This is a genomic window from Cellulosimicrobium sp. TH-20 (genome assembly GCF_002105775.1).
Classification (GTDB): Bacteria; Actinomycetota; Actinomycetes; order Actinomycetales; family Cellulomonadaceae; genus Cellulosimicrobium; species Cellulosimicrobium funkei.
The window spans coordinates 3,100,812-3,118,115 of sequence record NZ_CP020857.1 but is presented as its reverse complement, the minus strand read 5'-3'; the positions used below and the strand labels follow the sequence as shown (position 1 = coordinate 3,118,115).

Below are 17,304 nucleotides of genomic sequence, written 5' to 3'. Positions count from 1 at the left end.
TCCGGCGGCCGCCGAGCAGGCGGTCGTGGCCCGTCCTGTACTCAGGACGGGCCACAACCACCTGCTCGGCGGAGGGGGAGGGGTTTCGTCAGACGCGCGATGTCGCCGGGACGTTGGCGACGCCGTCGGGCAGGAAGCGGCGGCCCAGGACCTTCTCGCTGTAGCCCGTGCGGTCGAGGTACGGCGTGATGCCGCCCAGGTGGAAGCCCCACCCCGCGCCGAGGATCATGCACAGGTCGATCTGCGACGGGCTCGCGACCACGCCCTCGTCGAGCATGAGCCCGATCTCCTGCGTGAGCGCCGTGAGCACGGAGTCGAGGACGCCCGCCTCGTCCAGTGCTCCGTCGCCGCCCGCCGCACCCGTGCCGAAGACCCGCTGGATCGCCGGGTCGACAGGCTTGGGCAGGCCCTTCGGCGCGTCGAGGACGACGGGGATCTGCTCGTCCACGATGCGCTGCAGGCCGGGGGACTCGGGGAACCGGTCGCCCAGGTCCTCGCGCAGCGACGTGAGGACGTGCAGGCCGACGGCCGGGCCGACGAGGTCGAACAGCGCGAACGGCGGCATCGGCAGGCCGAGCGGTGCGACGGCGCGGTCCGCGACCTCGACCGACGTGCCGTTCTCGACCGCCTCGACGATCTTGCCCATGAGCAGGATGAGCAGGCGGTTGACGACGAACCCGGGGCGGTCGGCGACGAGCACGGCCGTCTTGCGGAGCTTCTTCGTCATGGCGAACGCCGTCGCGAGGGCCGCGTCGTCGGTCTTCGCCGCCTGGATGATCTCGACGAGCGGCATCTGGGCGACGGGGTTGAAGAAGTGCATCCCGACGACGCGCTCGGGGTGCTGCAGGTCGGCCGCCATCTCGGTGATCGACAGCGCGGACGTGTTGGTCAGCAGCACGGCCTCGGGCGACAGGACGCCCTCGAGCTCGGCGAAGACCTTCTTCTTGAGCCCGAGGATCTCCGTGACTGCCTCGATCACGACGTCGCAGCCCGCGAAGTCGCCGAGCTCGGTCGTGCCGTGCACGGAGCCGACGATGCGCGCGCCGGTGTCCGCGGACATGCGGCCCGAGCGTACGAGCTTCTCGACGGTGGAGCGGACGTAGCCGAGGCCCTTGTCGACGCGCTCCTGGTCGAGGTCGCGCATGACGACCGGCACCTGGAGGCGCTGCGCGAACAGCAGCGCGATCTGCGCGGCCATGAGCCCCGCGCCCACGATCCCGACGCGGGTGACGGGGCGGGCGAGCTTCGCGTCGGGCGCGCCCTGGGGCCGCTTGCCCTTCGAGACGAGCTGGAACGCGTAGACGCTCGCGCGCATCTCGTCGCTCATGATGAGGTCCGCGAGGGCGTCGTCCTCGGCGGCGAACGCCTCCTCGCGCGACGCGGTGCGCGCGGCGGCGACGAGGTCGAGCGCGCGGTACGGGGCCGGGCGGGAGCCCGCGACCACGGCGTCGAGGCGCTGACGCGTCCCGGCGACGACGGCGTCCCACACGGGCTGCGGGTCGAGCTCGCGCCGCTCGACGACGATCTCGCCGCGCAGCACGGCCTCGGCCCAGCGCAGCGAGGACTCGAGGAAGTCCGGCGCCTCGAAGAGCGCGTCGACGAGCCCGATCTCGTACGCCTCCTTCGCCTTGAACGGCTTGTTCGCGGCCGGGCGGGCGAGGATGACGTCCATCGCCTTCTCGACGCCGAGCAGGCGCGGCACGAGGTAGGCGCCGCCCCAGCCGGGGACCAGGCCCAGGCCGACCTCGGGCAGCGCGAGCGCACCGGCGTCGGACGCGACGGTGCGGTACGTGCAGTTCAGCGCGACCTCGAGGCCGCCGCCGAGCGCGACGCCGTTGACGAACGCGAACGTCGGCACGCCCATGTCCTGGAGCAGCGTGTACGCGGCGTGCCCGGCGCGCCCGAGGGCGAGCGCGTCGTCGCGCACCTGGACGGCCGCGGCCTGCGTGAGGTCCGCGCCGGCGGCGAGGAAGTACGGCTTGCCCGTGATCGCGACGGCGACGATCTCGCCGTCCGCGGCCCGGCGCCGCAGCGTCTCGAGGGCCGCGTGCAGCTCCGCGAGGCCCTCGGGGCCGAGCGTCGTCGGCTTGGTGTGGTCGAGCCCGTTGTCGAGCGTGACGAGGGCGAGCGTGCCCGTCCCGCCGGGGAGCGCGACGTCGCGCACGAGCGAGTGCGTGACGCGCTCCCCGCGCGCGGCGTCCTTCGTCGCGTCCGCGGAGGTGGTGGGCGTGGTGTCGGTCGGTGCGCTCATCGTCAGTTCTCCGCGGTCTCGAAGGTGTGGCCGGAGTAGTCGGCGTGGTGCGGGTTCTCCCAGATGACGGTGCCGCCCATGCCGAGGCCGACGCACATGGTCGTCAGGCCGTAGCGCACCTCGGGGTGCTGCTCGAACTGGCGCGCGAGCTGCGTCATGAGGCGCACGCCCGACGACGCGAGCGGGTGGCCCATGGCGATGGCGCCGCCGTACTGGTTGACGCGCTCGTCGTCGTCCGCGATGCCGAAGTGGTCGAGGAACGCGAGCACCTGGACCGCGAACGCCTCGTTGATCTCGAACAGGCCGATGTCGTCGATCGTCAGGCCCGCGGACGCGAGCGCGCGCTCGGTCGCGGGCACCGGCCCGATGCCCATGACCTCCGGGTCGACGCCCGCGTACGCGAACGCGACGAGGCGCATGCGCGCCGGGAGCCCGAGCTCGTCGGCGACGTCGCCCGCGGCGAGCAGGCACGCCGTGGCGCCGTCGGTCAGCGGCGAGGCGTTGCCCGCGGTGACCTTCCCGCCGGGGCGGAACGGGGTCTTGAGGTCGCGGATCGAGTCGACCGTGGTGCCGGGGCGGGGGAGCTCGTCGGCCGTGGCCAGGCCCCACCCGAGCTCGGTCGACCGGGTCGCGACCGGCACGAGGTCGGGGGAGATGTCACCGTTCGCGAGGGCCTTGGCGTACTTGGCCTGGCTCGCGACGGCGTACGCGTCGGCACGCTCCTTGGTGAGGTGCGGGTACCGGTCGTGCAGGTTCTCGGCCGTCGCGCCCATGACGAGCGCGGAGGAGTCGACGAGGCGCTCGGCGACGAACCGCGGGTTCGGGTCCGACCCCTCGCCCATGGGGTGGTGGCCCATGTGCTCGACGCCGCCCGCGACGACGACGTCCTGCGCGCCCACGGCGACGTTCGCCGCGGTGGTCGTGACCGCGGTCATCGCGCCCGCGCACATGCGGTCGATCGCGAAGCCGGGCACCGACTTGGGCAGCCCGGCCAGCACGGCGACGCTGCGGCCGAGGGTGAGGCCCTGGTCGCCGGTCTGCGTCGTCGCGGCGAGCGCGAGCTCGTCGATCCGCTCCACGGGCAGCTCGGGGCGGCGGCGCAGGAGCTCGCGGACCGTCTTCACGGCGAGGTCGTCCGCGCGGGTCTCGGCGTAGATCCCGTCGGGGCGAGCCTTGCCGAACGGGCTGCGGACGCCCTCGACGAAGACGACGTCGCGCACGGGGCGTCGGCGCGAGCGCTGGGTAGCCGCCTGGGTGGGTGCCGAGGTGGGAGAGGGGGCCTCGTTGGCCACGGTCATGGCATCTCCATCCGATGCAGATGGTCGGGACGGCGGTGTCCGGAGCGGCACCGCTCGGGGGTCGTACGTGCGATACACGCTACCGCGGGTATCGGGAAAGCACGAGACCGATGCTACGACATGAAGAGACCCGGTATCGCATCGCGCGATACCGGGTCTCTTCGAGGTTCGGGGTGGCCGGGAGTCCGCCTCAGCGGCTCCCGCGGAGCTTGCGCACGACCTTCTTCGCGGTCGGCAGGCCCTTGTTCCACGCGGAGTACCACATTGAGAACGGCACGTCGACGCTGTGCACGAGCTCGTCGTCGTGCTGGGCGAAGCTGCGCTTGAACTCGCTGATCCCGTCGTTGAGCAGACCGTTCATGTCGTACCGGACCAGACCGGCCTGCTGCGCGAGGGTGATCGCGTGCCACTTCACCGGCGCGTTCGCGCGGAGCTTGCGGCCCGCGTCGTTGATGCCGCCGTAGAGCTCGAACGACGTCGTCGCCGACGACACGCACCACACGAACGACACCGGGGCGCCCTCGGAGAACGCGGCGACGAGCACCGAGTGCTCGCCGAGCTCGCGGTGGATCGCGAGGTAGTACTCGTCGTCGTGCAGCGCGAAGCCCGCTCGCTCGGCGGTCTCGTGGTAGACGTCGAGCACCTGGCGCACCTCGGCCTCGTCCGTCACGCGCCGCACCTCGAGGCCGGTGCGCGCCGCCTTGCGGATGTCGTACCGCGTCGACTTGCCCATGGCCTTCGTCAGCTCGTCCTCGGACTTGGTGAGGTCGAGAATCAGCGTCACCGGGTAGAGGATCGGGTTCGCCGCGGGGCGGGCGTCGGGCAGCGCGAGGTGCGTCCCGACCGGCCAGTCGGGCTCGATAGTGACGCCGACGCCGCCCACCGTCGTCTTGCACCACGCGACGACCGCACGGGTCACGGCGTCGCGCGTCGCGTCGTCGCCCACGCCCGGGCCGGCGCCCCAGCCGTCTCCCGCCGGCGCGATCACGGGCCCACGGGGCACGTGGCACAGCGCCTTGAACTGCGCCGGGAGGGACCGCACGAGAACCTGCGCCAGGCCGCGGACGCGGCCGTCGCCGTCCACCGCCTCCACGCGGTGCGGGGTCCAGGCGCCCGTGGCCTTGACCTCGCCCCAGCCCCACAGCTGCAGGGGGTGGCCGCCGAGCTCGTTCACCCGGGCGTCCCAGGAGGCTCGGTCGGTGACTGTCCGGATCGTCAGGTTCGCGTCGTGCACGCGGACGACCCTACCCTCCCGCTACCGCTCGCCGGCGCGCTCGAACGCGTCCGCGAGGAGCTCCGCGACGAGCCCCACCTGCCACTCGCGCGCCCCGCGGCCGCGCAGGAACGCGGCGATCCCTGCCGCGTCGGCGGGCTCCGGCGGCGTCCAGCACAGGCGCCGCAGGGCGTCGGGCTGGAGCACGTTCTCGACGGGCAGCGCGTACCGCTCGGCGAGCTCCTGCACGACGCCGCGCGCCGCGTCGAGCCGTGCCGCGGCGCCCGGGTCGCGGTCCGCCCACGCGCGCGGCGGGGGAGGGGCGTCCGTGCGCGGCCCGCGCGTGGTCGGCAGCGCGCTCGCGGGCAGCGCGAGCGCGGCGTCGACGGCCCGCTGCCAGTACGCCGCGCGACGGCGCGTGCCCTTGCCCGCGAACGGCGGCAGCTCGACGAGCTGGCCGGCCGTGCGCGGCAGCGCCTCCGCCGCGGCGACGATCGCGCGGTCGGGCAGGACCCGCCCCGGGGCGATGTCGCGGGCCCGGGCCGTCGCGTCGCGGGCCTCCCACAGGCTGCGGACCACGGCCAGGCGCCGCGGGTCGCGCAGCGTGTGCGTGCCGGACGTCCGGCGCCACGGCTCGGGTCGAGGGGCCGGCGGCCCCGCGGTACGGACGGCCTCGAACTCCTGCGCCGCCCAGTCCGCCTTGCCCGCCTCGTCGAGCCGCTCCCCGAGCGCGCGGCGCAGCGGGACGAGCACCTCGACGTCGAGCGCCGCGTACCGCAGCCAGTCCTCGGGCAGGGGCCGCGTCGACCAGTCCACCGCCGAGTGCTCCTTGGCGAGGCCGAGCCCGAGCACCTCGGCGACCACCGCCGCGAGGCCGACGCGCTCCATCCCCAGCAGGCGGGCGGCGAGCTCGGTGTCGAACACGCTCGCCGGGACGACCCCGTGCTCCGCGAGCCCCGGCAGGTCCTGGGACGCGGCGTGCAGGACCCACTCGGCGTCCCCGACCGCCTCGCGCAGCGGCGACAGGTCGGGCACGGCGACCGGGTCGACGAGCGCGGTGCCCGCGCCCTCGCGGCGCACCTGCACGAGGTAGGTGCGCTGGCCGTACCGGTAGCCGGACGCGCGCTCGGCGTCGGCGGCCACGGGGCCGCTCGCGGCGGCGAACGCCTCGACGACGCGAGCGAACGCGGCGGGCGTGTCGACGACGGGGCCGACGCCGTCGGACGGCTCCGTCAGCGGGGTGACGACGGTCGGGGCGCGCTCCGCCCCGGGTGCGGCGTCGAGCGGAGGGGGAGCGGGTGCTGCGGTCGAGCTCATGAGCCCACGGTATTGCGTCGCGCGGGGGGTCGAGCACCGAGGGGGGTCACGCCCTCGGGCAGCGGCGGCAGCCCGGCGGCCGTGCACAGGAGCTGCGCCCACGCCGCGAGGTGGTCCCCGAGGTCGGCCGTGCCCGGGCCCGGCGCGACGGGCGTCCACGACGCGCGCATCTCGAGCTCGACGTCGTTGTGCTTGCCGGCCAGCGCCCCGAAGCTCTGCGACAGCACGCGCGTGACCGTGCCGCCCTCCGCGCGCACGACGGCGCCCGTGTCGTGCAGGGCGTCCTCGAGCCACGTCCACGCGACCTCGGCGAGCACGTCCTCCGCCGCCATCTCCGGCTCCAGCGTCGCGCGCACGAGCGTCACGACGCGGAACCGGCCCTCCCACGCCTCTTGGCCCGCCGGATCGTAGAGGACGATGAAGCGCCCCGACGCGAGCTCGGGGTCGTCGGAGCGCGCCGCCTCGACCTCGCCCGTGAGCGCGACCGACCACGGCGCGATCCGGCGCGGGGCGGGGACTTCGCGCAGCGTCACCTCGGGTCGCAGCCGTCGCGCGCCGAGGGCGTCGAGGACGGCACGGAACTCCGGGGGAGCGTCGGTCCCGTGAGGGGTGGTCACCCCGGCACAGTACGAGCGGGAGGGGCGGGTCGGACGCACGCCGCGCGGGTGTCATCGAATCGTGACCCCGACTTCGTCACGATCCCTGCGGGTGACCGGATCGTGGCACCGCCGGGGCGCGACGGCGCCCGAGGACTAGGCTGGCAGCGTATCCATCCCCGGTGCACCCGGCCGCGCGCCCGCGCCCGGCCCGGTTCCGCGCCTTCCCGCGCGCAGCCGTCGTGCGCCGGGACCGACCCTCGAGGAGCAGGGAAGCAGATGTCAGCACGCGCACAGATCGGTGTGACCGGACTCGCCGTCATGGGTCGCAACCTGGCCCGCAACTTCGCCCGGCACGGCTACACGGTCGCGGTGCACAACCGCTCGTACGCCAAGACCGAGTCCCTGATCGCCGAGGCGGGCACCGAGGGCGACTTCGTGCCGTCGGAGTCGATGGCGGACTTCGTGGCCTCGCTCGAGCGCCCGCGCAAGGTCGTCGTCATGGTCAAGGCGGGCGCGGCGACCGACGCGGTCATCGACGAGCTCGTGCCGCTGCTGGAGGAGGGCGACATCGTCGTCGACGCCGGCAACGCGCACTTCCCCGACACGATCCGCCGGGAGAAGGCGCTCGCGGCGCTGGGCCTGCACTTCGTGGGCACCGGCGTCTCGGGCGGCGAGGAGGGCGCGCTCAACGGCCCGTCGATCATGCCGGGCGGCACGCGCGAGTCGTACCAGAGCCTCGGCCCGATCCTCGAGGACATCTCGGCGAAGGTCGACGGCGTGCCGTGCTGCACCTACGTCGGGCCCGACGGCGCCGGCCACTTCGTCAAGATGGTGCACAACGGCATCGAGTACGCCGACATGCAGCTCATCGCCGAGGCGTACGACCTGCTCAAGCAGGGGCTCGGCGCGTCCGCGCAGGAGATCGGCGAGATCTTCGCGCAGTGGAACACGGGCGACCTCGAGTCGTTCCTCATCGAGATCACCGCGGACGTGCTCCAGCACGTCGACGCGGAGACCGGCAAGGCGTTCGTCGACGTCGTGCTCGACCAGGCGGAGCAGAAGGGCACCGGCCGCTGGACGGTGCAGAACGGCCTCGACCTCGGCGTGCCGATCACGGGCATCGCCGAGGCGACGTTCGCGCGCGCGCTGTCCGGCTCGGTCCCGCAGCGCGAGGCCGGCCGCGCCGCGCTGCCCGCCGACGCCGCGGCGTGGGACGTGCAGGACCGCGACGCGTTCGTCGAGGACGTGCGCCTCGCGCTCTACGCGTCGAAGGTCGTCGCGTACTCCCAGGGCTTCGACCAGATCGCGGCCGCGTCGGCCGAGTACGGCTGGGACATCGACCGCGGCGCGATGGCCCGCATCTGGCGCGGCGGCTGCATCATCCGCGCGCGCTTCCTCAACCGCATCACCGAGGCGTACGAGCGCGACGCGCAGCTCCCGCTGCTCCTCGCCGACGAGTACTTCACCGGCGCGGTCGGCAACGGCCTCGCGGCGTGGCGTCGCGTGGTGGCGCAGGCCGCCCTCAACGGCGTGCCGACGCCCGCGTTCTCGTCGTCGCTCGCCTACTACGACGGCGTGCGGGCCGAGCGCCTGCCCGCCGCGCTGATCCAGGCGCAGCGCGACTTCTTCGGCGCGCACACCTACCGCCGCGTCGACAAGCCGGGTGTCTTCCACACCGAGTGGTCGGGCGACCGCACCGAGTCCGACGCCTGACGTTTTCCCCGACGTCCCGACGGCGGTCGTCGCGCTCCGGCGCGGCGGCCGCCGTCGCGCGTCCCGGCCCGCACGTCCTGTCGCCCGCACGTCCCGTCGCGCGGCCGGTCCCCGTGCGCGTGACGAGCGGCTCGGCCCGGGCGGCCCGCCGACGTGGCAGGCTAGGCGCGCGGGCCGCTGCGTCGGCCCCGACCCCTGACGCCGGACGACACGGAGAACGATGAGCCGCCACCCGCAGGACGCGACCGCGACGAGGATGCTCGCCGACCGGACGGGCACCGACCCGGCCGACTGGTTCCTCGTCTTCAAGGCCCGCTACGGGATGGAGGTCGTGTTCCGCGCGCTCGCCGAGGCCCGGGGCCCGGGCGACGTGGTCACGCAGGTGTTCACGTGCTCGACGGCGGTCGACCCGGTGCTCGTGGCCGGGCTGCGGCCGGTCTACGCCGAGGTGTCCCCGGCGACGGTCGCGATCGACCCCGACCGGCTCGCCGTCGGCCCGGACACGCGGGCGGTCGTGCTGCAGAACACGTTCGGCATCGTCGACGAGGCGGCGGCGCGGCGCCTGCGCGACGCCGCGCGCTCCGTCGGGGCGCTGCTCGTCGAGGACAGCGCGCACTGCGTGGGGCGCCTCGCGCGCGACGCCGACGGCACGCCCGTCGCCGACGTCTCGTTCCACTCGTTCGGCGTCGAGAAGCTGCTGCCCACGCGTTTCGGCGGGGCGGTGTGGGTGAGCCCCGCGCTCGACCCGGCGCTGCGCGCCGCGACGGTGGCGGCGCTCGACGCGCTGCCCGTCGTCGGGCCGCGGCTCGACCTCGCCGCGCGCAGCTTCCGCACCCAGGTGCGCGTGCTCAACCGCCTGCCCGGCGCGGCGGCGGGCAAGGTGCGCGGTGCGCTCACGGCCGTCGGGGCGTACGAGCCTGCGATCGCTCCCGTGGAGAACCGGGGCGGGCTCGCGCACCCGCCGCAGCGCCCGTCCGCGTGGGTGGTGGACCGCATGGTCGACGCGCTGCGGTCCAGCGGCGACACCGAGGCGCGCCGCGCCGACACGGTCGCGGAGTACGTGCGCGGGCTGTCGGGCGTCGTCGAGGTCCCGGCCGGGATCGGGGAGCGCGCGCCGCTCGTGCGGTTCCCGTTGTTCGCGCCCGACGCCGCGACCGCCGACCGCCTGGTCGCCGAGCTCACGGCCGCCGGGTACTACGTCGGCAAGTGGTACCGGCCGGCGCTGTTCCCGGGCCCGGACGACCCCGCGGTCTACGGGTACACCCCGGGCGATCCCGCGCTCGCGACGACGGAGGACCTCGTCGCGCGCGTCGTCAACCTGCCGACCACGGTCGGCGTCGCGACGGCGCGCCGCCTCGTCGAGGCCGTCCGGTCCGCCCTGGGCGCCTGAGCCCCACGACCAGGCGGTCCGTGACGGCCGACCAGGCGATCCCGGCGCGTCCGCGCCACCGGACGGGTCAGAATCACCTGGTCGGCGCCGGACCTCCCGCGGTTACGCCGACGGGCGCGAGCGCGCGAACTTCACGTAGTCGAGCGTGTGGCGCAGGTCCACGCGCCACACGTCCAGGCGGCGGCGCAGGCTGCGGTCGGGCGCGTACCGCAGGGTGTGCCACACGCCGTGCTTGCGGGCCTTCTTCACGCGGTGGCGCAGCGACACCGGGACGAGCGCCCGGACGACGGGGTAGGGCACGTTGACCCACAGGCGCGCGTCCGACGTGACCTGCTCGGGCAGCTCGCGCCCGTACACGAGGTCCTCGACGTAGCAGCGCGCGAGGTTGCCGCCGGCGGCCATCGTGTAGAAGCTCGCCGCGCCCTGGCGCAGGTTGACCTCGAGGATCTTGCTCGTGCCGGTGCGGCGGTCGTACATGACGTCCAGGTTCGCGGCGCCGACGTAGCCGAGGCTGTCGAGCAGGTGCCGGACGGACTCCGTGAGCCGGTCGTCCTTCATCGTCACGACGGCGTTGTAGTTCCCGACGAGCTTCGGGTCGTACTCGCCGAGCACGATCTGGGCCGCGGACAGGAACCGCAGGCGGCCGTGGCGGTCGGAGTACGTGTTGACCACGCGCATGACCGACTCGTCGCCCGCGAGGTACTCCTGGACGATGAGGTCGTCCGTGTAGCCGGCGGCGTAGATGCGGCGGCCGACGTCGCGCAGCTCGGCCGCGTCCTGGACGAGGTACACCTTCTTCTTGCCCTCGAACCGCAGGCGCGGGTAGGTGTCGGTGTCGGCCGGCTTGAGGATGAGCGGGTACGGGAAGGGCAGGTCCTCGCCGAAGCCGGGGGCGTCGACGTCGGCCGCCGTGGCGATCACCGTCTCCGGGTGCGGCACGCCGAGCTCCGCGCACGTGCGCGCGAAGTCCGTCTTGTTCATGAGGCGCGCGGCCAGGTCCTCGCCGACGAGCGGGATGACGTAGAGGTCCTCGAGCTCGGCCCGGTGGGCGATGACGACGTTCGTGTAGAACTCGATGTTCGCGATGAGCAGGCGCTTGCGGCCCGGGAACTCCTCGGCGAGCTCGCGCAGGACGGCGACGATGCGCTCGGGGTCGTCGAAGTCGCGGTAGGTGCGCACGTCGACGATGCGGGAGTCCGCCGTCTCGCGCAGGGGGAAGCGGCCCAGGGCCAGCGTGCGGACGCCGTACGCCTCGTGCAACGACCTCGCGATGTTGTAGGTGTTGAGGTTGGTCCCCAGGACGATGGGGAGGAACTCGGCGTTGCCGTACGTCATCGCGGAGGGTCGTCCGTTTCTCTGTCGGGTCGGCGGGCGTCCGCCATCCTACGGTCCGCGCCGCCCGCTCCCCGGGACGCGGGCGCCGTAGGATCCACGGGTGACGTCGCGACCGGACCAGGACCACGCCCAGCCCCTCGTCGGAGTGCTCGGAGGTGTCGGGCCGCTCGCCACGGCCTACTTCCTGCAGCTCCTCGTCGCGCTCACGGAGGCCGAGCGCGACCAGGACCACGTGGACGCCGTCGTGCTCAACCACGCGACGATCCCCGACCGCACGGACTTCATCCTCGGGCGGTCGGACGCGGACCCGGGCCCGGTGCTCGCGCGGGACGCGGAGCGGCTCGAGCGCTTCGGCGCGGACTTCCTCGTCATGCCGTGCAACACCGCGCACTACTTCACGCAGCAGGTGCTCGACGCGATCAGCGTCCCGTTCGTGTCCATCATCGACACGACGGTCGACGCGGCGCGGGCGCGGGTCGACGACCTGCGGGCGGTGGGCCTGCTCGCGACGGCGGGGACCGCGGCGTCGGGCGTGTACCAGGACGCGTTCGCGCGCCACGGGGTCGAGGCGCTCGTGCCCGACGACGGCGACCAGGCGCTCGTGTCGCAGATCATCTACGAGCAGGTGAAGGCGGGGCGGCCGGTCGACATCGAGACGTTCCGCGCCGTCGCGGGGCGGCTCGTCGAGCGCGGGGCCCAGGTGATCGTGCTGGGCTGCACGGAGCTGTCCGTGGTCGCCGTCGACCACGACCTCCTCGCCGACCCGCTCTACCTCGACTCGACCGACCAGCTCGCCCGCGCGACGATCCGCCGCGCCGGGCACCGCGTCCGCGGGGCGTGACCCCGCGGGTCCGCCGACCGCCGGGCCGGCCGGCGCGCTCGTCGGCCGGACGCGCGGAGGATCAGCCCAGCTCGCTCGTGCCCGAGTAGAGGTGCAGCACGGGGACGTGCAGCTCCTCGCGCGCGCGGGAGGCCCAGTCGGTGTGGAACGTGTCCTCGACCGCGTGCGGGTAGGTCACGACGACGATCTCGCGCGCCCCGCCGGACGCGACGGCCGTGCGCAGCGCCGGCAGCGGGTCGTCGTCGACGACGACGCCGTCCGCCTCCCGGCCCGCCGCGCGGAGCTCGGCCACGCTGCGCTCGAGCTGCTCGCTCGCCTCCGCCTTCGCCGCCGTGGGCGAGGGCTCGCGGCCCAGGACCTCGTCCCACGCCTCCTTGAGCTCGCCCACGCTGAGGTGGTCGATGATTCCCGAGATGACGTTGCGCTCGGTGTCCGCCGGGACCAGCACCCGGTAGGCGAGCTGCTCGTCCTCGTGCAGCGACAGGATGTGTTGCACGTCGGCCGGGTTGAGCGTGTCTTCGGTCAGGACGAGGATCGTGTCGGTCACGCGGGTCAGCCTAGCGGGAGGAGCCAGCGCGCGGCGGTCGTACCGGCGGGCGACCCGGGCCGGTCCTCGGGGGCGTGCAGCAGGTGGGTGAGGCGTGCCCCGCGGGGGAGCGCCGTCGTCGTCCCGGGAGCCGGGGCGCCGCCGACGATCCGGCCCGGTCCGGGCCCCACGAGCGTCGGGGTGGTCGTCACGCACAGCTCGTCGACGAGGTCCGCGGCGAGGAGGTCCGCCAGCAGCGACGGGCCGCCCTCGGTGAGCACGCGCGTGAGGCCGCGCCCGGCGAGCGCGGCGAGCCCCGCGGCGAGGTCGAGCGCGTCGCGTGGCCCGCGCGCGTCGTCCGTCGCGTCCTGCCCGACGACGAGCACCCGGTCCGCGGGCACGTCGCCCCGGGCGGTGGCGGCCCCGGCCGGGCCGGTCAGCACGAACGGCGGGCGGTCCGTCCCGGCGAGCGCCGGGGGCACGCGGCCGCTGCGGCTGACGACGGCGAGCTCGAGCGGGGCGTCGTGCAGGTGCCGCAGCCCGCGCGGCCGGCCGAGCGGGGTGTAGCCCTCGGCGCGTGCCGTGCCCGCCCCGACGAGCACCACGTCCGCCAGCGCCCGCAGGACGCGGAACACGCGCCAGTCCGCGTCGTCGTTGATCGACCCCGACCGCTGGTCGGGGCCCCACGCCGCCCCGTCGACGCTCGCGACCATGTTCGCGCGCACGACGCTCGCCCCGCGCACCGGGGAACCGTAGGCGTAGAGCGCGGCGAGCCGGTCCTCGCGCGGGTCGGGCGGGAGGTGCTCCGCGGCGGGCAGGAGCACGTCGAGCGCGGGGAGGTCGGTGCGCCCGCCGGGCGCGACCGGCCCGCCGGGCGGGGTGGTGGTCGAGGTCACAGCGGCCAGGCTAGCCGCAGGCGTAGGCTGGATCCTCGTGACTGCGCCCGCCTCCGGTGGTTCCTCGGCCCCGGCAGCCCTCCCCGGCACCGCCCGCGCGTCGGCCTCCTCGCCGACCCCCGGCGGGCCCGTCCGCGCCCTCGCCGACGTCCGGCCCTCGGTACCTCCCGCCCGGCTCCTCGCCGACCTCGTGCCGCCGCGGCACTTCGCCGACGCGCGGTTCTCGACGTACCGCGCCAACGCCGCCTACCCGAGCCAGGCGCGCACCGTCGCGCGGCTCGAGGAGGTCGCGACCGCCGTCGTGAAGCCCGCGCGCAAGGGGCTGTTCGGCGCCCGGAAGCAGACTGCGCCCGCGGTGTACATGGACGGCGGGTTCGGGGTCGGCAAGACCCACCTGCTCACGTCCCTCGCGCACGCGGTGGGCCTCGACGTCAGCGCGTACGGCACGTTCGTCGAGTACACGAACCTCGTCGGCGCGCTCGGGTTCCGGGCCACGGTGGACGCGCTCGCCACGAAGAAGCTCGTGTGCATCGACGAGTTCGAGCTCGACGACCCGGGCGACACCGTCCTCATGTCCCGGCTCCTGCGCGAGCTCGCGGACCGCGGCGTGGCGCTGGCCGCGACGTCGAACACGCTCCCCGAGGCCCTCGGCGAGGGCCGCTTCGCCGCCGAGGACTTCCTGCGCGAGATCCAGGCGCTCGCGGCCCGGTTCGAGGTGCTGCGCGTCGACGGCGAGGACTACCGGCACCGCGCGGTCGTCACGGACTCCGCGCCGCTGCCCGAGGCCGACGTGCGGGCGGCCGTCACCGGCCGGCCCGGCGCGACCCTCGACGTGTTCGACGACCTGCTCGCGCACCTGTCGCAGGTCCACCCCAGCCGATACCGGGCGCTGCTCGACGGCGTCGAGGTCGTCGCGCTCACGGGCGTGCATCCCGTCACCGAGCAGTCCGCGGCGCTGCGCCTCGTCGTGCTCGTCGACCGCCTCTACGACCGCGACGTGCCCGTGCTCCTCGCCGGGACCGACGCGTACACGGGGGAGCGGAGCCTGTTCACCGAGGAGATGCTGCGCGGCGGGTACCGCAAGAAGTACTACCGCGCGCTCTCGCGCCTCGGCGCGCTCGCGGAGGACGGCCGCACGGTCGCGCGCGGCGCGGCCTGAGCGTCACGTCGCGGCGAGGCGCGCCTTCTCGACCGCGACGTCGAAGTCGGCCGGGGGCCACCCGAGGTCGAGGCCGCGCAGCGCGTCGAGCAGGAGCTCGCTCACCGCGAGGCGCGCGAACCACTTCCGGTCGGCCGGCACCACGTGCCACGGCGCGACGTCGGTGCTCGTCCGGTCGAGGACGGCCTGGTACGCCTCCTGGTACGCGGGCCACTTCTGGCGCGAGTCGACGTCGTTCGGGTTGTACTTCCAGAACTTGTCCGGGCGCTCGAGCCGCTCCATGAGCCGCGCGCGCTGCTCCTCGTAGGAGACGAGCAGGGCGACCTTGACGATCGTCGTCCCCGCCGCGGCGACCTCGGCCTCGAAGCGGTTGATCTCGTCGTAGCGCGACTCCCAGACCTCGGGCGGCACGAGCGCGTCGACGCGCGCGACGAGCACGTCCTCGTAGTGCGACCGGTCGAAGACGCCGATGTACCCCGGCTCGGGCAGCGCGCGGCGGATCCGCCACAGGTAGTCGTGCCGCCGCTCCTCGGGCGTGGGCACCCCGAACGACCGGTGCGCGACGCCCTGCGGGTCGACGAGCCCGACGACGTGCCGCACGATCCCGCCCTTGCCCGCGGTGTCCATGCCCTGCAGCACGAGGAGCACCGACCGCGACCCGCCCGAGCGGCCCTCCGCGAAGAGGCGCTCCTGCAGCTCGGACAGCTCGTCCGCGTGCTGCGCGACGAGGGCCTTCCCGGCGGCCTTGTCGCCCGTGAACCCCGGGGTCGACGCGCGGTCGAACGCCGCGAGGTCGAAGCCCTCCGGCACCCGCAGCGCCCGCTCCGGCGGGACCTCCCAGGCGCCCTCCGCGCCGCCGCCGTGCGTGGCCTTCGTCTTCGTCGTCGTCGCCATGGGCGCGAGCGTAGTCACCCGCGCGCCAGGACGGCGACCGAACGCGCGGGCAGGTCGACGTGGTGCCGGCCCGCCCGGGTCGCCGGGTCCCAGGCGGCGAGCACGCGCGGCGTGCCGCCGAGCGCGAGCCGCAGGCGCCGCGGGGCGTCCCCGAGGTTCACCGCGACCGCGACGGTGCGCCGGTCCACGACGAACGCGGGCCCGCCGTGCGGGGCGGCGCCCGTCGTCGGCTCCTCGCCCGACGCGTCGTCGTCCGGGCCGCCCGGGCCGTGGACGCGCACGAGCGAGAGGTCGCCCGAGCGCACGTCGGGCCGCGACCGCAGTGCCACCAGGTCCCGGTACCAGGCGAGCAGGCGCGCGTGCTTGCCGCGCTCCCGCTCGGACCAGTCGAGGACGCTCGCGTCCCGCGTCGAGCGGGCCTGCGGGTCGGGCACGGGGTCGCCGCCGCCCCACCCGTGGTCGGCGAACTCGGCCGCCCGGCCCGCGCGGACCGCCTCCGCGAGCTCCGGCTCCGCGTGGTCCGTGAAGAACTGCCACGGCGTGGACGCGCCCCACTCCTCGCCCATGAACAGCATCGGCGTGAACGGCGACACGAGCACGAGCGCCGCGGCCGTCGCGAGACCGCCGCCGTCGAGCGTCGCCGACGGCCGGTCGCCGTGCGCGCGGTTGCCCACCTGGTCGTGGTTCTGCGCGCTCACGACGAACGCGTGGCCGTCGGTCCCGGCGGGGACCGGGTGACCCCAGTCGCGCCCGCGGAACGTCGAGAACGTGCCGTCGTGCACGAACACGCCCGTGAGCGCCTTGCGCAGCACCGCGACCGAGCCGAAGTCGACGTAGTAGCCCTGGCGCTCCCCGGTGAGCAGCGCGTGCACGGCGTGGTGGACGTCGTCCGCCCACTGGGCCCGCATCCCGCGCCCGCCCTGCTCCACGCCCGTCACGGTCGCGGGGTCGTTCTCGTCCGACTCGGCGACGAGCGTCAGCGGCCGCCCGAGCTCCTGCTCCACGCGGTCCACGCGCCGCGCGAGCTCCGCGAGGAGGTGCGTCGGGGAGTCGTCGACGAGGGCGTGCACCGCGTCGAGCCGCAGCGCGTCCACGTGGAACTCGACGAACCACCGCTCGGCGTTGTCGATCACCCACTCGCGCACCTCCCGGCTGCCCGGGCGATCGAGGTTCACGGCCGAGCCCCACGGGGTCGTGTGCGCGTCCGTGAAGTACGGGCCGAACTCCGGCAGGTAGTTCCCCGACGGGCCGAGGTGGTTGTAGACGACGTCGAGCACCACCGCGAGCCCCCGGGCGTGCGCGGCGTCCACGAACCGCTGGAGCGCGCGCGGACCGCCGTACGGCTCGTGCACCGCGTACAGGTGCACGCCGTCGTAGCCCCAGCCGCGCTCGCCCCCGAACGCCGCGACCGGCAGGAGCTCGACCGCGCCGACGCCCAGCGCGACCAGGTGGTCGAGCCGGTCGATCGCCGCGTCGAGCGTGCCCTGCGGCGTGAACGTCCCGACGTGCAGCTCGTAGAGAACCTCGCCGCGCACGTCGCGGCCCGGCCACGCGGCGTCCGTCCAGGCGAACGCCGGGTCGAACGTGCGGCTCGGCCCGTGCACCCCGTACGGCTGCCACGGGCTGCGCGGGTCCGGGCGGCCCGGACCGCCGTCGACGGAGTACCCGTAGTCCGTGCCCCACGGCAGCTCGTGGTCGTACCCCCACCAGCCCGGCACGTGCGCGCCCACGAGGCGCAGCGGGAGGCGCTCGGCGCCCTCGAACGTGCCCGAGCCCTGCTCCGGCAGCAGGAGCTCGACGCTGCGCGCCGTCGGCGCCCACACCACGGGCCGCGGCCCCGGCACGGCGAGGAGGGGCGTGGCCTGGGGTGCG

14 protein-coding genes are annotated in these 17,304 nt (G+C 74.9%); 4 read left to right on the top strand and 10 right to left on the bottom strand.

Annotation, left to right across the window (positions count from 1 at the left end):
• Positions 1–88: 88 nt before the first annotated feature.
• The 5 genes from B8281_RS13850 to B8281_RS13830 form a co-directional block, all read right to left on the bottom strand.
• Positions 89–2,251, bottom strand: coding sequence for a 3-hydroxyacyl-CoA dehydrogenase NAD-binding domain-containing protein (locus tag B8281_RS13850; protein WP_085388025.1), 2,163 nt, complete (start codon positions 2,249–2,251; stop codon positions 89–91).
• Positions 2,252–2,253: 2 nt separating this feature from the next.
• On the bottom strand, positions 2,254–3,549 hold the full coding sequence (locus B8281_RS13845; protein ID WP_085388024.1) for a thiolase family protein: 1,296 nt from the start codon (positions 3,547–3,549) through the stop codon (positions 2,254–2,256).
• A 190-nt stretch (positions 3,550–3,739) separates the two neighbouring features.
• Positions 3,740–4,783, bottom strand: coding sequence for a peptidoglycan bridge formation glycyltransferase FemA/FemB family protein (locus tag B8281_RS13840; RefSeq protein WP_228485323.1), 1,044 nt, complete (start codon positions 4,781–4,783; stop codon positions 3,740–3,742).
• Positions 4,784–4,804: 21 nt separating this feature from the next.
• Positions 4,805–6,079, bottom strand: coding sequence for a ribonuclease D (locus B8281_RS13835; protein WP_085388023.1), 1,275 nt, complete (start codon positions 6,077–6,079; stop codon positions 4,805–4,807).
• Positions 6,076–6,696, bottom strand: coding sequence for a DUF3000 domain-containing protein (locus B8281_RS13830; protein WP_034655857.1), 621 nt, complete (start codon positions 6,694–6,696; stop codon positions 6,076–6,078). Before B8281_RS13830 ends, B8281_RS13835 begins: the two co-directional genes overlap by 4 nt.
• A gap of 258 nt (positions 6,697–6,954) precedes the next feature.
• Here B8281_RS13830 and gndA point away from each other — a divergent pair, with 258 nt between their 5' ends.
• Complete coding sequence (gene gndA, locus B8281_RS13825) at positions 6,955–8,391, top strand: NADP-dependent phosphogluconate dehydrogenase (protein ID WP_085388022.1); 1,437 nt, start codon at positions 6,955–6,957, stop codon at positions 8,389–8,391.
• A gap of 220 nt (positions 8,392–8,611) precedes the next feature.
• Positions 8,612–9,781, top strand: coding sequence for a DegT/DnrJ/EryC1/StrS family aminotransferase (locus tag B8281_RS13820; protein WP_085388021.1), 1,170 nt, complete (start codon positions 8,612–8,614; stop codon positions 9,779–9,781).
• A gap of 102 nt (positions 9,782–9,883) precedes the next feature.
• Here the strand turns inward: B8281_RS13820 and B8281_RS13815 are convergent, their stop codons facing one another.
• Positions 9,884–11,116: an ATP-grasp domain-containing protein gene (locus B8281_RS13815; protein ID WP_085388020.1), complete on the bottom strand. Its 1,233-nt coding sequence runs from the start codon at positions 11,114–11,116 to the stop codon at positions 9,884–9,886.
• A 100-nt stretch (positions 11,117–11,216) separates the two neighbouring features.
• On the opposite strand from B8281_RS13815, the gene B8281_RS13810 reads away from it, so the two are divergent.
• Positions 11,217–11,957 carry an aspartate/glutamate racemase family protein gene (locus B8281_RS13810; protein WP_051876965.1) on the top strand — a complete coding sequence of 247 codons (741 nt, stop codon included), beginning with the start codon at positions 11,217–11,219 and terminating at the stop codon, positions 11,955–11,957.
• A gap of 61 nt (positions 11,958–12,018) precedes the next feature.
• Here B8281_RS13810 and B8281_RS13805 read toward each other — a convergent pair whose 3' ends face one another.
• Both B8281_RS13805 and B8281_RS13800 read right to left on the bottom strand, forming a co-directional pair.
• Positions 12,019–12,504, bottom strand: a complete 486-nt coding sequence (locus B8281_RS13805) for a hypothetical protein (RefSeq protein ID WP_085388019.1) — start codon at positions 12,502–12,504, stop codon at positions 12,019–12,021.
• A 5-nt stretch (positions 12,505–12,509) separates the two neighbouring features.
• Positions 12,510–13,379 (bottom strand): dihydrofolate reductase family protein, encoded by an 870-nt coding sequence (locus B8281_RS13800; RefSeq protein ID WP_085388018.1) that lies wholly within the window; start codon positions 13,377–13,379, stop codon positions 12,510–12,512.
• A gap of 37 nt (positions 13,380–13,416) precedes the next feature.
• Between B8281_RS13800 and zapE the strand changes: the two genes are divergently transcribed.
• Positions 13,417–14,538 carry a cell division protein ZapE gene (gene zapE, locus B8281_RS13795; RefSeq protein ID WP_043656975.1) on the top strand — a complete coding sequence of 374 codons (1,122 nt, stop codon included), beginning with the start codon at positions 13,417–13,419 and terminating at the stop codon, positions 14,536–14,538.
• A 3-nt stretch (positions 14,539–14,541) separates the two neighbouring features.
• On the opposite strand, the gene B8281_RS13790 is transcribed toward zapE, so the two are convergent.
• Together B8281_RS13790 and treZ are read right to left on the bottom strand one after the other, a co-directional pair.
• Positions 14,542–15,432, bottom strand: a complete 891-nt coding sequence (locus tag B8281_RS13790) for a polyphosphate kinase 2 family protein (protein WP_051028334.1) — start codon at positions 15,430–15,432, stop codon at positions 14,542–14,544.
• A 14-nt stretch (positions 15,433–15,446) separates the two neighbouring features.
• Positions 15,447–17,276 carry a malto-oligosyltrehalose trehalohydrolase gene (treZ, locus tag B8281_RS13785; protein WP_085388777.1) on the bottom strand — a complete coding sequence of 610 codons (1,830 nt, stop codon included), beginning with the start codon at positions 17,274–17,276 and terminating at the stop codon, positions 15,447–15,449.
• Positions 17,277–17,304: the final 28 nt, after the last annotated feature.

Excerpts from the sequence above, each read along its gene's own strand:
- B8281_RS13815 (WP_085388020.1), bottom strand. The coding sequence starts at position 11,116 with ATGACGTACGGCAACGCCGAGTTCCTCCCCATCGTCCTGGGGACCAAC.
- B8281_RS13790 (WP_051028334.1), bottom strand. The coding sequence starts at position 15,432 with ATGGCGACGACGACGAAGACGAAGGCCACGCACGGCGGCGGCGCGGAG.
- B8281_RS13835 (WP_085388023.1), bottom strand. The coding sequence starts at position 6,079 with ATGAGCTCGACCGCAGCACCCGCTCCCCCTCCGCTCGACGCCGCACCC.
- B8281_RS13845 (WP_085388024.1), bottom strand. The coding sequence starts at position 3,549 with ATGACCGTGGCCAACGAGGCCCCCTCTCCCACCTCGGCACCCACCCAG.
- gndA (WP_085388022.1), top strand. The coding sequence starts at position 6,955 with ATGTCAGCACGCGCACAGATCGGTGTGACCGGACTCGCCGTCATGGGT.
- B8281_RS13820 (WP_085388021.1), top strand. The coding sequence starts at position 8,612 with ATGAGCCGCCACCCGCAGGACGCGACCGCGACGAGGATGCTCGCCGAC.
- B8281_RS13850 (WP_085388025.1), bottom strand. The coding sequence starts at position 2,251 with ATGAGCGCACCGACCGACACCACGCCCACCACCTCCGCGGACGCGACG.